The organism is Streptomyces sp. NPDC052910 (genome assembly GCF_055585605.1).
On the sequence record NZ_JBVJJR010000005.1, the window covers coordinates 539,322 to 553,623 of the forward strand.

Genomic DNA, 14,302 nt, shown 5'->3' on the forward strand with positions numbered 1-14,302 from the left:
GGGCCGGCCTCCGGGCCGGCGCGCGGTGACCGACCGGTCGCGGTCGATACACAGCACCACCAAGGAACCCTGCCCCGCCGTTTCGACGGCGGGGCGGGGTTCCTGCCTTTGCGCCCCCGCGCCGCACTTCACTCCCGGACCATGCGTCACCCGGGCCGCTCCCGCCCCGGGTGACGCCCGGTGATCGGGATTTCCGCATTTCCCCCGCCCGACGCGTCCGTCCCGCCACAAATCACCCTGGCGCCTCCCCCGGACGTCACCCATGGTGTTTGTTTAACGCTTTCTTAACTTCGTACATTCACACAGGCCTCGTACAGCGCGTCGATTTCACCGGCGTGCCGTTCGAGGATTACCGAACGGCGCAGTTTGAGGGTCGGCGTCAGCTCCCCGCTCTCCACCCCGAAATCGCCCGGCAGGATCGCGAACGCCCGGATCCTGGCGGGTCCGGCCGAGCGGGCGTTCACCGCGTCCACCGCCTCCTGGCACAGCCGCCGCACGGCCGGGTGCCGCTCCGGCCCGTCGGGGCCCAGGTCGACGCCCTCCCGGGCCGCCCAGCCCGCGATCTCGGCGGCGTCCAGGGTGAGCAGCGCGACGGGGTACGGGCGGCGGTCGCCGACCAGCACCGCGTGGGAGATCCAGCGGGACTCCCGCAGGGCGGCCTCGGGGAGGGCGGGCGTGATGTTCTTGCCGCTCGACGTGATGACGAGGTCCTTTTTCCGGCCGGTGACCGTGAGGAACCCGTCGGCGTCCAGCGCCCCGAGGTCCCCGGTGTGCAGCCGGCCGTCGGCGTCCAGCACCGCGGCGGTCGCGGCCGGGTCGCGGTGATAGCCGGCGAAGACCCCCGGCCCCCGGACGAGGATCTCGCCGTCCGGCGCGATCCTCACCTCACACCCGGGGACCGGCCGGCCGACCGAGCCCGGCCGGTACGCCCCCGGCCTGTTCAGCGAGACCACCCCGGCCGTCTCGGTCATCCCGTACCCCTCGTGCACCAGGACTCCGCAGGCGCGCAGGAAGTCCAGGGCGTCCGGGGCGATGGGCGCGGCACCGGTCAGCGCCCAGCGCAGTCGCCCGCCGAAGACCTCCCGCACCGGGGCGAACACCCGCTCCTCCGCGGCCTCCCAGGCGGCGCGCAGCGGCCCGCCCGGCTCTTCCCCGCGCTCGCGCAGGGCGGCGACCGCGAGGCCCGTCCGCACGGCCGCCGCGAGCCGCTCCCGCCCGTCGGGCCCCTCGGCGTCGGCGAGGCCCAGCGCCATGCCGTGCACCTTCTCGAACAGGCGCGGCACCGACGGCAGGTGCGTCGGCCGCGTCGCGGCCAGCCCGGCGACGATGTCCTCGTTCCGGCCGCCGTGGTAGCAGAGCGTCGCGCCCCGCAACAGCGTGCCGAACTGCACGAGCTGCGCCAGCAGGTGCGCCAGGGGGAGGTAGAGGAACGTGCTGTCGCCGGGCTCGTACACGATCATTTCGGCGGTCGCGTCGTGGGCCGCGACGAGGTTGCCGTGGGTGAGCCGGCAGCCCTTCGGGAGGCCGGTGGTGCCGGAGGTGTAGATGATGCCGCAGAGGTCGGAGGTGGTCACCCGTTCGGCACGGGTGAGCAGCTCGGCGACGGAAACGGTGGTGGCGGCGGCCGCGAGCCCGCCCAGCGAAACCCCGTCCCCCTCACTTGCCTCGCCGTCCTCCATGACGACGACGTGCCGCAACCCGGGCAGCCGCCCCCGGAGCGCGGCGATCCGGGCCGCCTGCGCCGCGTCCTCGGCGACGGCCACGCTCGCCCCGGAGTCGGACAGCACCCAGGTGAGCTCCTCGTCCCCGGCCGTCGGATAGACGGGCACCACCACGGCCCCTGCGGCGAGCGCCGCGAGCTGGACGTACGTCCACTCGGGCCGGGTACGGGCGAGGACGGCCACCCGGTCGCCGGGCCGTACGCCGAGGGCGAGCAGGGCGCACCCGACGGTCCGCACGGTCCCGCGCAGTTGCTCGTAGCCGACCTCCGTCCAGGCGCCGCCGTCCGGCGCGGCGAAGCGGAGGGCGGGGCGGCCGGCGTAGCGGTCCGCCGTCCACTCGGCGAACCGGGCCAGGGTGCTCGGTCGGTCGGGCATGGCACCTCCGCTGGTCGGGCTGGTGCTCGGACGACCGGGGAGCGGGCCGGGACGCCTCCCCGGCGCTCGTACGCCCGGTCGCTCCCCCACGCGCCGCCCGCACGCCCGGCGCTCGGGAACCCTACGCACGCCGGGACGCCCGGGGATTGACCGGAACGCTCGGCACCCCAGGCCGTACCGCTCGGCGCACCATGCCCTCATGCGTGAACTCCCGCCCCACACCACCCCGTTCCTCACTCCGTCGCTTCTCGCACCCCCTCCCCCGGCCGAGGCGCGGATCGTCGGCACGCACTTCGTCCGGGCCGCCCTCGGCGGCGCGGTCCGCCTCGGCCACGACCCCGTCCCGCTGCTCCAGGCCGCCCGCATCCCGCCGCTGCTGCCGGGCGACGACCGGGCCCGGGTGACGCCCGAGCAGTTCACTCAACTGGTCCGGGCGGTACGGCGGGCGACCCGGGACGAGTTCCTGGCCCTGGCGGCGGCGCCCAGCCGGCCCGGCACGTTCGCGATGATGTGCCACGCGTGCGTCGGCTGCCCCGACCTCGGCGCGGCCGTCGACCGGGCCGTCCGCTTCTACGGCCTCTTCCCCGCCGGCCCCGACCTGGCACTCGAACGGGGGACGGACGAAGCCGTGTTCACCCTCCGGGACGACGTCCGCCGTCTGCCGGAAGGGCACTTTCTCGCCGAATGCGCGCTGGTGATCTGGCACCGGCTGGCGAGCTGGCTCATCGGTCGGCGCATCGTCCTGCGGTGGGCGGAATTCGCCTATCCGGCGCCGCCGTACGCGGCGGAGTACGAGCGGATGTTCGGCTGCCCGGTGCGGTTCGGCGCCCGCGGCACCGGCGCCGGCTTCGCCCGGCACTGGCTGTCCGCGCCGGTCCTGCGCGACGAGGCCGCCCTGACCGGCCTCCTCCGCCGCGCCCCCGCCGACCTGCTGCTCCGCCGCGACTACGGCACGACCGTCGCCGAACAGGTCCGCCGCACCCTGACCGCGGCGCTCCGCGGCGGCCACCGCCGGCCCCGGCTCCCCGAGGCCTCCGAAACGGCGGCCCGCCTGGCGGTCAGCCCCGCCACCCTGCGCCGCCGCCTCGCCGCCGAGGGCACCTCGTACCGCCGGCTCAAGGACCAGGTACGCCGCGACGCGGCCCTGACCGCCCTCGCCACCGGCCACGAACCGGCCACGGAACTGGCGTCCCGCCTGGGCTTCTCCGAGGACACCGCCTTCCACCGCGCCTTCCGCCGCTGGACGGGCACGACACCGGGGGCGTACCGCAGGGGCACCTCTCCTCCCGATCACCACCCGCCACCCGGCCCGTCCGGCGTTTGAGGACGCGCGCCACAGGCGCGCTCGGGGGTGCGGGGGCGCGCCCGCCCAGGAAGGGGTGAAAGGGAGGGGGCAGGGGCAATCACCGCCGGCGAAGCCGGCACAAGCCCCCGCACGTCCGACCGCCACCAAAGGCCGGGAAACAGCCGCCGCCAGGCGGCCCGAGCACCCAAGCCCGCAAACCTGAGCACTCCGATCAGCCCCGTACTTACCAGTCGGTCACTACCGTGCGCCCAACCACCGCACACCACACGGCAGTTGGGAGCCCACTGTGCACCGCATACGCCACACACAACACCCACGCCACGTACGCCGACGCGCCCTGACCGCCCTCACCGCGGCAGCGGCCCTCACCGCGACCCTCACCCTCACAGGCCCGCCCGCCCAAGCCACACCCCCCACGCCCCCCACACCTCTCACGCAGACCGCACTCACCCAATCCGCCCCGGGCGACATCCTCACCTCCACCCCCACCACCTTCCACCCCCTCCCCGCCCAGCCGACCCCCACCCGCGCCTGGCGCATCACCTACCGCTCGACCACGGCCAAGGGCACCCCGAACACCGTCTCCGGCACGGTGATCGTCCCCCGTGACGGCAGAACCGGCCCCCGCCCCCTGATCACCTACGCGGTGGGCACCGTCGGCCTGGGCGACCAGTGCGCCCCCTCCGCCGGTTTCCCGCGCGGGACGACGGTCGAGGCCAACCTCATCCAGTTGCTGACCGCCCGCGGCTGGGCCGTCGCGGTGACCGACTACGAGGGCCTGGGCACCGAGGGCGACCACACCTACGTCGTCGGCCGCTCCGCGGGCCACGCCGTCCTCGACGCGGCACGCGCGGCCCTGCGCCTGCCCGAGGCGGGTCTGTCCGCGAACGCGCCCGTCGGCATCATGGGGTACTCACAGGGCGGCCAGGCCACGTCCTGGGCCGCGGAACTGCGCGCCGCCTACGCGCCCGAGCTGAACGTGAAGGGCACGGCCACCGGCGGCGTCCCCTCCGACCTCCTGCGGACGGCGGACTACAACAACGGCGGCATAGGCGCCGGCCTGATCCTCATGGCGGCGGCCGGCCAGAACGCCGCCTACCCCGAACTGCGCCTGGACGACTACCTCAACGACCGCGGCCGCGGCTACCTGCGCTTCCTCAAGGAGAACTGCGTCGCCGCGAACGTGGTCGCCGGCCTCTTCAAGAAGATCTCCGACGTCACCGTCCGCAACCCGCTCTACGAAGCGGACTGGCAGCGCGCCCTCCGCTCCTCCGACCTCGGCACGCGCGCCCCCGACCGCCCCGTGTACCTCTACCACGGGGCGATCGACGAGCTGATCCCCTACGACCTGGGACAGCGCCTGCGCGCCGACTGGTGCGCCCGCGGCGCCGACGTCCGCTGGACGTCCCTGCCCCTGACGGAACACGTCGGCGGCGCGGTCGTCCAGGCGATCCCGGCGGCGAACTGGCTGGCGGAACGTTTCGCCGACCACCCGGACCGGGGCAACTGCGCCTGACGCGACAGCATCAGACGGACGTCACCACCTCACCGACGCCCACCGCCCGCCACCGCCGCCCACTCACCAGGTTCTCCAGCCCCACCCACGCCACGTTCATGAGCGTCTCCGCCGCCTCCTTGGCCGAGGGGGCGGCGCCTGCGGGCCCGTTGGCCCACCCGGCGAGCGACTCGGCGGCGCCGACCAGGGCGTGCGCGAGACCGGTGACCTCCCGCCCGTTCAGCACCGCCCGGCCCGCCCCCGCCCCCGCGGCCTCCTCGGCAGCCCCCTCGGCGGCCTCCTCGATCAGCCGCGCGACGACCTCCACGATCTCCTCGCGCAACTCGGCCACCACCCGGTCGAACGGCTCCCCGTGCGTACGTGCCCGGCAACTGAGCACCGACCACCCCTCCGGGTGCGCGGCGGTGTGCGCGAAGAAGGCGCGCAGCCCGTCCCAGAGCCGGCGGTCCGCCGGGGTGTGCGGCACGACGGCGGACCGCACGGCACCGAGCAGCGCCTCCGCCTCACGCCGGATACAGGTCCCGAACAGCTCCTCCTTCGAGTTGAGGTACAGGTACACCAACGGCTTGGACGCACCGGCGAGTTCGGCGATCTCGTCCATCGACGCGGCGCTGTAGCCGCAGCGGGCGAACACCCGCACCGCGGCGTCGATCATCTGCCGCTCCCGCACCTCCCGGGGCATCCGCCGAACCCTCGGCTTCTCCCGCCGGCCCGCCCCGGGCGCCCGCGCGGCGGCCCGGCTCCTGGCAGCGTCAGCCTGTGCGGTGGTCGCACCGGTCGCACTGGTCGCAGTGGTCACATCAAGCATCCCTCCGCCTCCGTTACCGTACCGGCAGGTAATATCACGCGCCCGCACCCGTCAAGGGAGACCATCAGGCCGCACCGCCCACTCCCCCGCCCCACCCCGGCGCAACCCCGACACCTCCCGCCCCACCCGTGCGGACACCCTCCGCGCCCGCGCCACCGCGTCCAACTGCCGAAACATCCGACGGTGCGTCACGTTTCGCTCCCACCCGATCAGGCCCGCGCCCGTTCCGGCGCCAGGTCAAAGCGGCAGAACACGGTCTTCCCTCCCCCCTCCCGGGGCGTCCACCAGAGCGCGTCCGTCAGCCGTTGGACGATCAGCAACCCCCGTCCGCCGTCCGGAACCTCCGCTTCCGACAAGCCCTGAGCCCCGACCGTCGGGAAGACGTCCCCCACCGGAAGGAACGGCGGACTCGAGTCCCCGTCGCTGACGCCGACAAGCAGCCACCCCGGCCAGGCGAAGCAGGCGAGGCGCGCCCGCCGAGAGGCTCCGGACCGCGCGGAAGGCCCGTCCGGCGCCGCATGGTTCACCACGTTGCCGACCAGCTCGGACACGACCAGCGCCGCGTCGTCCGCCCAAGCCTCCAAGCCCCAGTCGGCCAGCGTGGCGGCCGTGATGACGCGGGCGGTCCGCACCGCGCCCGGAACGTCGACGTCGAGGGACACCTCTCGGAAGCGTTTGTCGGGTGCGACCGCGATCTCGCCGAGGTACGCGCGCTCTCGCGCGCCGTTCACCCCATGCCCTGCCCGCGTGTGTCCCATCGCTGACCTCCGACGTCACCGGCTTACGAGGCAGCGACGTTAGAGGGCGGTACGAAGGACGACCCGGAAGATAATTCCGAACCGGGGGGCGGCTTCGCGTCGGCCTGCGACCGCTAGCGCGCCACCCCCAACCGGACGGCCAGTTCCAGCGCGTCGCGCCGTCGCGTCCGTTTGCGCAACCGCCGTGCCAGGTCGCGGGCGAACTCGTGCACCCGCATCTGCTCCGGCGCGGTGCGGTAGGCGCGCTTGAGGTGGTCGACCGCCTCGTCGGTCCGGCCCGCCTCACCGTACGCACGCGCCACATCGAGGCGCATGCGTGCCCGCCGCTCGACCGGCAGTCCGAACGCCCGCACCTTGGGGGCCATCTCCAGTGCCGAGGAGACGTCCTGGAATTCCAAGGCCGTCGCCAGACGGTGGATGCCGACGTTGGCGGGCCCGAACGAGGTCCACATCTCGTTCCGGTCCCCGCCCAGCAGATCAGCGGCTTCCTGGGCCTTCGCCAGCATCTCGTCCGTGAGCGCGCGGTTCCGCATACGCGCCGCGGCCACGCCACCGTTCAGAAACAGCGTCCCGTAGACGGAAAGGGCCACCGGTGTGCCGCGCCACCAGCCGGGGTCGAGGTCCGCGGCGGCATCGAGCGTGACGCGCGCCGCCTCCTCGACAAGCCCGGCTCCCAACTGAACGTGGGCAACGCCCCGGCGCAGAGCGAGGACCACCGAAGGATCGTCCGTGCTGCTCGCAGCCACATCCCCCTGATCGACCGCGGTCCAGGCGAGATTGGTCTCGCCCAGTTTCCGCAGGTACACGGCTGCCACGTGGCACGCCAAGGCGAAGCCCCGCCGCGCCACCTCGCTCTCCCGCCCGGCCGGGCAGGCGTGCACGCCCAGTCGGGCATCGGCCAACAGACCCGGGAGAACGGCTCCCAGCCGGGCGTACTCCGACGCCTGGTACAGCTCCCAGGCGCGCGCCACCTCGGCCGCCACCCGTTCCGCGCGCGGGGGCTCGCGGTCGTCGAAGAGCGAGCCGGACAGCCGCCGCGACCGCATCAGGGCGGCCCGGATGGCCGGGACGCTCCCCCGGTGCCCGTCCCTGTCGTCCAGGAGGGCCGGCGAGCCGCCCAGGTCCTCCAGGTGGACGCGCAGCGCCTCGGCGAGATCCATCAACATCCTGACGTTGTTCACCGGGATGCGTCCGGACTCCACCCGGTAGACCCAGTCCTCGGACCGGCTGAGCAGTGCCCCCAACTCCCGCTGGGTGAGACGGCGTCGCTCGCGGTAGAAGCGCACCCGCGCGCCGAACGCCCTGTGATCCGTCATGCCCCGCATCGCCACCCCTCCCGGTGAGGCGCCCCCGGTCTCGGGCGCCTCCCTGTGCAACGACAGAGCACGGCGTACGGCGCGGGAGCCGGCCTGAGTAGTCTCGGCCGCATGCCCGAGCCGGAGAACGAGCACGAGAAGCGCATGGCGCACCCACGGATGGCCGCGGGAGCGCTCTTCTTCGACGACGAGGGCCGGGTGTTGCTGGTCCGCCCCTCGTACAAGCCCAAGTGGGAGATCCCGGGCGGCTACGTCGAGACCGGCGAGTCGCCCCTCGCCGCCTGCCGGCGCGAAGTGGCCGAGGAGTTGGGCATCGCCCCGCCCATCGGCCCTCTCCTCGTCGTGGACTGGGCTCCCGGCCCCGCGGAGGGCGACAAGGTGCTGTTCGTCTTCGACGGCGGGCTGCTGGACCGCCACCTGCGCGAGGCCGTCCGGCCCGCGTCCGGTGAGCTCCTGGAGGCCCGCTTCCAGCCGCGCGACGCGATCGACGGCCTGCTGATCCCGCGCCTGGCCCGCCGCGTCCGCCAGGCCGTCGCCGCGCACGATGAGGCGGAGTTCCGGTACCTGGAGCACGGAGCGACGCCGCCCGCGTCGTAGGGATCCGCGCCCCGGTCCGCCGGAGGCGGGCCTCCGTGCCTCGCCGTGCCTCGGCGTGCCTCGCCTCGGCCGGCAGCGCGCAAGCCCCCCGGTGGGCGCCGTACTCCCGGGAGGAGCGCCCCCGGACGCACCGGTGCCCCGGACCCCACGGGGGGTCCGGGGCACCACCGGAACGGTACGGGCGGAACGGTCGGGGTCAGGCCGCGGCCGGCACCGCCGTCAGCTCGCGCTCCGGCTCGTCCTCCAGCCTGGAGCCATCGGCCGTGGCGTAGGCCTCGCGGTCGAGGATGCCCTCGCGGGAGGCGACGATGATCGGGACGACGGACTGGCCGGCGACGTTGGTCGCGGTGCGGATCATGTCGACGATCGGGTCGATCGCGAGGAGCAGGCCCACGCCCGCCATCGGCAGGCCCAGCGTCGACAGGGTCAGGGTGAGCATCACCGTCGCACCGGTGAGACCGGCGGTCGCGGCCGAGCCGATGACCGAGACGAAGGCGATCAGCAGGTAGTCACGCACCTCCAGCGGCACGTCGAAAACCTGGGCCACGAAGATGGCGGCGATGGCCGGGTAGATGGAGGCGCAGCCGTCCATCTTCGTCGTGGAGCCGAACGGCACGGCGAACGACGTGTACTCCTTCGGCACGCCCAGCCGCTCGGTGACCCGCTGGGTGAGCGGCATGGTGCCGACCGAGGAGCGGGAGACGAAGGCGAGCTGGATCGCGGGCCAGGCGCCCTTGAAGAACTGCAGCGGGTTGACCTTGGCGACCGTGGCGAGCAGCAGCGGGTAGACGCCGAAGAGGACGATGGCGCAGCCGACGTAGATGTCCGCGGTGAAGGTCGCGTACTTGCCGATCAGGTCCCAGCCGTACTTGTAGACGGCCTTGCCGACGAGGCCGAGGCTGCCGAGCGGGGCGAGCCGGATGACCCACCACAGCACCTTCTGGAGGAGCTCCAGGACGGACTCGCTCAGGGTGAGCAGCGGCCGGGCCTTCTCGCCGACCTGGAGGACGGCGATACCGGCGACGGCGGCCATGAAGACGATCTGGAGCACGTTCAGTTGGGTGAACGGCGTGACGACGTCGGTGGGGACGATCCCGGTGAGGAAGTCGAGCCAGGAGCCCTTCTTCTTCGGGTCGCCGCCGTCGGCGGCCGTGAGGCCGGTGCCGGAGCCGGGGTCCGTGAGCAGGCCGATCGCCAGGCCGATGGAGACGGCGATCAGCGAGGTGATCATGAACCAGAGGAGGGTCCGGGTCGCCAGTCGCGCGGCGTTGGAGACGTTCCGCAGGTTGGTGATCGAGACCAGGATGGCGAAGAAGACCAGCGGGGCCACCACGACCATGAGCAACTGGACGAAGATGTCACCGATCTTGTCGAGCGTGGTCTGGAGCCAGCCGATGTCGCCGCTGCGGGCCGCCCAGCCGAGCAGGGCGCCGAGGGCGAGGCCGAGCAGGATCTGCGCCCAGAAGGGCACCTTGGGTATGCGGCCGCGGGCGGCGCGGACCCCGGTGGGCGGGGTCGCGGGGGACGGCGCGGACGAAGGGGGCGTCGATGACAACGGAAACTCCGGGGTCAGGCGGGGGTTGAGAAAAGGGCGCGAGGCGCCGGGAGGTCCGTACGTACGGGATCTCCGGCCGCGTCGGGTGATCAGCGTGCGGTGGTCGGCGTGACGGTGATCAGCGGCGGCGACAGGCCGCGGACAGACAGCGGCAAAGATCGACGTGCAGGCGCGCCACGAGCCGGGGGCCCGTGGGGATTCGGTGCGCTGCTGCTGTCTTCATGTCGACACGTTAACACTGGAACTTTGAGGAACCCAAAGGGAATCTTTGAGTTCTTGGTGCGGCAGGGTCCGGCGAGGCCCGGAGAGAGGCATGAAAAAGCGCCGCGCGTCCGGCGGCCGGGCGGTTGCCCGGCGGCGGAACGGCGGCGCCGTGTGACGAAAGCTACCTTTGGCGGTGGTAACCGCCCTTCACGTGGGTTGCCCGGATTACGCCCGGTCCTCCTGGCCCGCGTTGGCCTGCAGCCGCTCCCGCGTCCGCTCGACGCGCTCGGCCACCTGCACCGCCATGGCGTCCCGCTGCTTGCGCAGCAGCACCCAGCTCAGCGGCGCGGACAGGACGAGGGCCACCAGAACCATCCAGATGAAGTTGGAGCCCTTCACCACGATCGGGACGGCGTGGAAGTAACAGAGCACCCACACGACGGCGAAGCAGCCGACGAGCAGGCCGAATCGCAGCGCGGTGTAACGGAGCGAAGCGTACTTCTGGCTACTCACGGACGGACCTTCTTCTCATCGGCAGCCGAAAGGGTCCCTACCAGTCAAGCACGAGCGCGAGTGGATCAACCCAGAGGGAGCCACATCAGCCCACCACCAGCCCAACGCGCCACATGAGTCCGACGCCGAGCGCACCGGCACCGGCCACACCGGCCCGGTGTCGACACCGCGCTCACCCGGCACCCGGCGTCGACGCCGCACTACCCGGCAACGGCCGCGTCAGTCCAGCGCGATCCACATCAGGATGTCGTCGCGGTAGTCGTCGGCGGACAGCCGCAGACCGCCCGGCACCCGGCCGACCTCCTTGAACCCGAGCCGTCCGTAGAAGCCCTCCAGCCCCATGCCGCCGCGCACCTCCAGCCGCAGCGCTTCCAGGCCGGCGTCCCGGGCCATGTCGATCGTCTCCCGCATCAGCCGGAGCCCGTGCCCGCCGCGCTGCAGGCCGGGGTCGATCATGACCCCGAGGACCATGGACCAGTGCCGCATCTTGAAGTCGGTGTGGAGCCGCAGGAACGTGGTGCCGGACAGCCGCCCCTCGGCGTCGTACGCGCCGAGCATCCGGTACTCGCCGCTCGTCACCCGCCCGAGCTGCCGCTCGGTCGCCGCGCGCACCTCCTCCTCGGTCACGGAGGGCACGAAACCGACCGAGCCGCCGGCCCGCGAGACGTCGTACCAGAGCCGGGCGAGCTCCTCGTGCAGCTCGGGGGTCACCTGCGGATCGCGAACGAAGGTAAGAGACATGCTTGCGATGCAACCATTACCAAGTCGCCCGTGCAAGAGAAAAAGTCCTGGTGAGGCAGCCGCCTCACCAGGACTTTCGGAGCTTTCGGAGACCGGGAAAGGGGTCAGACCCGCATCGGCTGCGGCTCCTCGCGCCGCGCCGGGTCCGGACCGTCGTACTCCCGGATGACCTCGTACCGCGTGTTCCGCTCCGCCGGGCGGAAGCCCGCGTCGCGGATCAGCTCCAGCAGGTCGTCACGGGTCAGCTTGTTCGGCGTGCCGTAGTTGTCCGCGTCGTGCGTGATCTTGTACTCGACGACCGAGCCGTCCATGTCGTCGGCGCCGTGCTGGAGGGCGAGCTGCGCGGTCTGGAGACCGTGCATCACCCAGAAGACCTTCACGTGCGGGACGTTGTCGAAGAGCAGCCGGGAGACCGCGAAGGTCTTCAGCGCCTCGGCGCCGGTGGCCATGGAGGTCCGCGCCTGGAGCCGGTTGCGGATCTTGCCGTCCTTCATGTCCACGAAGTCGTGCTGGTAGCGCAGCGGGATGAAGACCTGGAAGCCGCCGGTCTCGTCCTGGAGCTCACGCAGCCGCAGCACGTGGTCCACGCGGTGGCGCGGCTCCTCGATGTGCCCGTAGAGCATCGTGCTCGGGCCCTTGAGGCCCTTCTCGTGCGCGAGCCGGTGGATGCGCGACCAGTCCTCCCAGTGGGTCTCGTGGTCGACGATGTGCTGCCGGACCTCCCAGTCGAAGATCTCCGCGCCGCCGCCGGTCAGCGACTCCAGACCGGCGTCGATCAGCTCGTCGAGGATCTCCGAGGCGGGCATGCCGGAGATCTTCTCGAAGTGGTGGATCTCGGTGGCGGTGAACGCCTTCAGGGAGACCTGCGGCAGCGCCTCCTTGAGCGCCTTCAGCGACCGCGGGTAGTACCGCCACGGGAGGGTGGGGTGCAGGCCGTTGACGATGTGCAGCTCGGTGAGGTGGTCGTTCTCCATCGCCTTGGCGAGGCGGACGGCCTCCTCGATGCGCATGGTGTACGCGTCCTTCTCGCCCGGCTTGCGCTGGAACGAGCAGTAGGCGCACGAGGCTGTGCACACGTTCGTCATGTTGAGGTGGCGGTTGACGTTGAAGAGGACCGTGTCGCCGTTCTTCCGCGTCCGCACCTCGTGGGCCAGGCCGCCGAGCCAGGCGAGGTCGTCGGACTCGTAGAGGGCGATGCCGTCCTCGCGGGTCAGCCGCTCACCGGCGCGCACCTTCTGCTCCAGCTCGCGCTTGAGTCCCGCGTCCATGCGATCGCCTCTCTGGTATGTCCGGAGTCGCGTCCGGTCTCCTCCGACTGGCCCGGTCGAGCCTACTCCCCCACCCGGGAAGGCCGTCAGACGGCCTCGGACCCCCGGTCGGCCTCGCCCCCCGGACGGCCATGAGGCCCCGGACGGCCATGGGACCCGGACGCCCTCGGACCCTCAGATGCCCTCGGGCAGTTCGCCCACCCGGTTCTCCCACTTGGTGGAGAGCACGATCGTGGTGCGGGTGCGGCTCACGCCCTTGGTCCCGGACAGCCGGCGGATGGTGCGCTCCAGGCCGTCCACGTCGCCGACACGCACCTTGAGCATGTACGAGTCGTCGCCGGCGATGAACCAGCAGTCCTCGATCTCCTCCAGGTCGCGCAGCCGCTGCGCCACGTCCTCGTGGTCGGCGGCGTCCGACAACTGGATGCCGATCAGCGCCGTGACGCCCAGGCCCAGGGACGCGGCGTTGACGGTCGCGCGGTAGCCGGTGATCACGCCGGCCGCCTCCAGGCGGTTGATGCGGTCCGTGACGCTCGGCCCGGACAGGCCGACGAGCCGGCCCAGTTCCGCGTACGAGGCCCGCCCGTTCTCCCGGAGGGCCTGGATGAGCTGCCTGTCCACCGCGTCCATGGCTGGAACCTTTCAATAATCAGCGAACTTGCCGTCTTGCATGTAGAATCTAAGGCATTGAAGGGCTGACGCCCCGAAAATCTTTCACCGAACGCTCACGGCACCAACGATCCTTCAGGAGAGAACGCGTGTACACGATCGAGATGGCCTACGCCCGCATGCGCGAGCTGCAGGACCTGGCCAACCGCTCGCGTGCCCATCAGTCCGTCGCCGCCGCCCGTCGCGCCGACGCCGCCGGGGCCCGCCCGGCGCGTGCCGGGAAGAAGCGCTAACCCCCTTCCGGGGCGCGGCCTCCGCCGAGCTCCCCCGTCCATCTGCGGTAGTACCGGTGCGGCACCCCCGCCGCGTCCAGTACCCGCCCGGCGACGAAGTCCACCAGATCCTGGATGTGCGTCGCCCCCGCGTAGAACGCCGGAGAGGCGGGCAGCACGATCGCGCCCGCCTCGTCGAGCGCCACCAACTGCCGCAGCGTCTGGCCGCTCAGCGGCGTCTCCCGCACCGCGACCACCAACGGCCGCCGCTCCTTGAGCGTCACGCTCGCGACCCGTTGCAGCAGGTCCTTCGACAGCCCCAGCGCCACACCCGCCACACAGGCCGTGCTCGCCGGGACGATCAGCATCCCCTTCACCGGGTACGAACCCGACGACGGCCCCGCCGCCAGGTCACCGGCCGGCCAGTGCCGCACCCGCGCCAGCTCCGCGTCGCCCACGGCGTACGCGTCCGGCTTCCCGTCGGCCCCGCGCGCCAGCCACTCGCGCAGGTCGTCCCGCCAGCGCGCGTCCCGGAAGGCGATTCCGGTCTCGTCCAGCAGCGTCAGCCGCGAGGCCCGGCTGACCACCAAGTCGACATCCTCCCCGGCGGCCAGCAGCCCGCGCACCACGGCCGCCGCGTACGGCGTCCCGGACGCACCGGAGACGCCGACCACCCAGGGCCGGCGCTCGTCTCGTAGCGTTGCGTGTTCGTACGGCTCCACGCCCCCGAGCCTAGTCGGCCG

General features: G+C 72.5%; 14 protein-coding genes. 4 read left to right on the plus strand and 10 right to left on the minus strand.

The genetic code is table 11. The features are described 5' to 3' along the window. Window positions 1–284: 284 nt before the first annotated feature. Window positions 285–2,096 carry an AMP-dependent synthetase/ligase gene (locus ACZ6X9_RS21580; protein WP_469779576.1) on the minus strand — a complete coding sequence of 604 codons (1,812 nt, stop codon included), beginning with the start codon at window positions 2,094–2,096 and terminating at the stop codon, window positions 285–287. Between the two features lie 199 nt (window positions 2,097–2,295). On the opposite strand from ACZ6X9_RS21580, the gene ACZ6X9_RS21585 reads away from it, so the two are divergent. Together ACZ6X9_RS21585 and ACZ6X9_RS21590 are read left to right on the plus strand one after the other, a co-directional pair. Further along, on the plus strand, window positions 2,296–3,420 hold the full coding sequence (locus tag ACZ6X9_RS21585; protein WP_469779577.1) for an AraC family transcriptional regulator: 1,125 nt from the start codon (window positions 2,296–2,298) through the stop codon (window positions 3,418–3,420). Between the two features lie 277 nt (window positions 3,421–3,697). After that, window positions 3,698–4,918: a lipase family protein gene (locus ACZ6X9_RS21590; RefSeq protein WP_469779646.1), complete on the plus strand. Its 1,221-nt coding sequence runs from the start codon at window positions 3,698–3,700 to the stop codon at window positions 4,916–4,918. Window positions 4,919–4,928: 10 nt separating this feature from the next. On the opposite strand, the gene ACZ6X9_RS21595 is transcribed toward ACZ6X9_RS21590, so the two are convergent. From ACZ6X9_RS21595 to ACZ6X9_RS21605, 3 genes are all read right to left on the minus strand, one after another. Further along, window positions 4,929–5,600 carry a TetR/AcrR family transcriptional regulator gene (locus tag ACZ6X9_RS21595; RefSeq protein ID WP_469779578.1) on the minus strand — a complete coding sequence of 224 codons (672 nt, stop codon included), beginning with the start codon at window positions 5,598–5,600 and terminating at the stop codon, window positions 4,929–4,931. Window positions 5,601–5,935: 335 nt separating this feature from the next. Beyond that, window positions 5,936–6,457, minus strand: a complete 522-nt coding sequence (locus tag ACZ6X9_RS21600; protein WP_469779579.1) for an ATP-binding protein — start codon at window positions 6,455–6,457, stop codon at window positions 5,936–5,938. A gap of 140 nt (window positions 6,458–6,597) precedes the next feature. Beyond that, complete coding sequence (locus ACZ6X9_RS21605; protein WP_469779580.1) at window positions 6,598–7,800, minus strand: helix-turn-helix domain-containing protein; 1,203 nt, start codon at window positions 7,798–7,800, stop codon at window positions 6,598–6,600. A gap of 111 nt (window positions 7,801–7,911) precedes the next feature. On the opposite strand from ACZ6X9_RS21605, the gene ACZ6X9_RS21610 reads away from it, so the two are divergent. Beyond that, entirely contained in the window at window positions 7,912–8,397 is a 486-nt protein-coding gene (locus ACZ6X9_RS21610) for an NUDIX domain-containing protein (RefSeq protein ID WP_469779581.1), read from the plus strand. Window positions 8,398–8,593: 196 nt separating this feature from the next. Here ACZ6X9_RS21610 and ACZ6X9_RS21615 read toward each other — a convergent pair whose 3' ends face one another. The 5 genes from ACZ6X9_RS21615 to ACZ6X9_RS21635 form a co-directional block, all read right to left on the minus strand. Beyond that, the gene (locus ACZ6X9_RS21615) at window positions 8,594–9,868 is read right to left on the minus strand and encodes a dicarboxylate/amino acid:cation symporter (RefSeq protein ID WP_469779647.1); all 1,275 of its coding nucleotides are present in this window, start codon (window positions 9,866–9,868) and stop codon (window positions 8,594–8,596) included. Window positions 9,869–10,381: 513 nt separating this feature from the next. After that, complete coding sequence (locus ACZ6X9_RS21620) at window positions 10,382–10,669, minus strand: DUF4229 domain-containing protein (RefSeq protein WP_469779582.1); 288 nt, start codon at window positions 10,667–10,669, stop codon at window positions 10,382–10,384. A 219-nt stretch (window positions 10,670–10,888) separates the two neighbouring features. Next, window positions 10,889–11,410 carry a GNAT family N-acetyltransferase gene (locus ACZ6X9_RS21625; RefSeq protein WP_469779583.1) on the minus strand — a complete coding sequence of 174 codons (522 nt, stop codon included), beginning with the start codon at window positions 11,408–11,410 and terminating at the stop codon, window positions 10,889–10,891. Window positions 11,411–11,514: 104 nt separating this feature from the next. Then, window positions 11,515–12,678 (minus strand): aminofutalosine synthase MqnE, encoded by a 1,164-nt coding sequence (gene mqnE, locus ACZ6X9_RS21630; RefSeq protein WP_469779584.1) that lies wholly within the window; start codon window positions 12,676–12,678, stop codon window positions 11,515–11,517. A gap of 174 nt (window positions 12,679–12,852) precedes the next feature. After that, on the minus strand, window positions 12,853–13,308 hold the full coding sequence (locus ACZ6X9_RS21635; protein WP_171169923.1) for an Lrp/AsnC family transcriptional regulator: 456 nt from the start codon (window positions 13,306–13,308) through the stop codon (window positions 12,853–12,855). A 128-nt stretch (window positions 13,309–13,436) separates the two neighbouring features. Between ACZ6X9_RS21635 and ACZ6X9_RS21640 the strand changes: the two genes are divergently transcribed. Then, window positions 13,437–13,580 (plus strand): hypothetical protein, encoded by a 144-nt coding sequence (locus ACZ6X9_RS21640; protein WP_469779652.1) that lies wholly within the window; start codon window positions 13,437–13,439, stop codon window positions 13,578–13,580. Here the strand turns inward: ACZ6X9_RS21640 and ACZ6X9_RS21645 are convergent. Continuing rightward, window positions 13,577–14,281: a UbiX family flavin prenyltransferase gene (locus ACZ6X9_RS21645; RefSeq protein WP_469779585.1), complete on the minus strand. Its 705-nt coding sequence runs from the start codon at window positions 14,279–14,281 to the stop codon at window positions 13,577–13,579. The two genes, ACZ6X9_RS21640 and ACZ6X9_RS21645, sit on opposite strands and share 4 nt — an antisense overlap. Window positions 14,282–14,302: the final 21 nt, after the last annotated feature.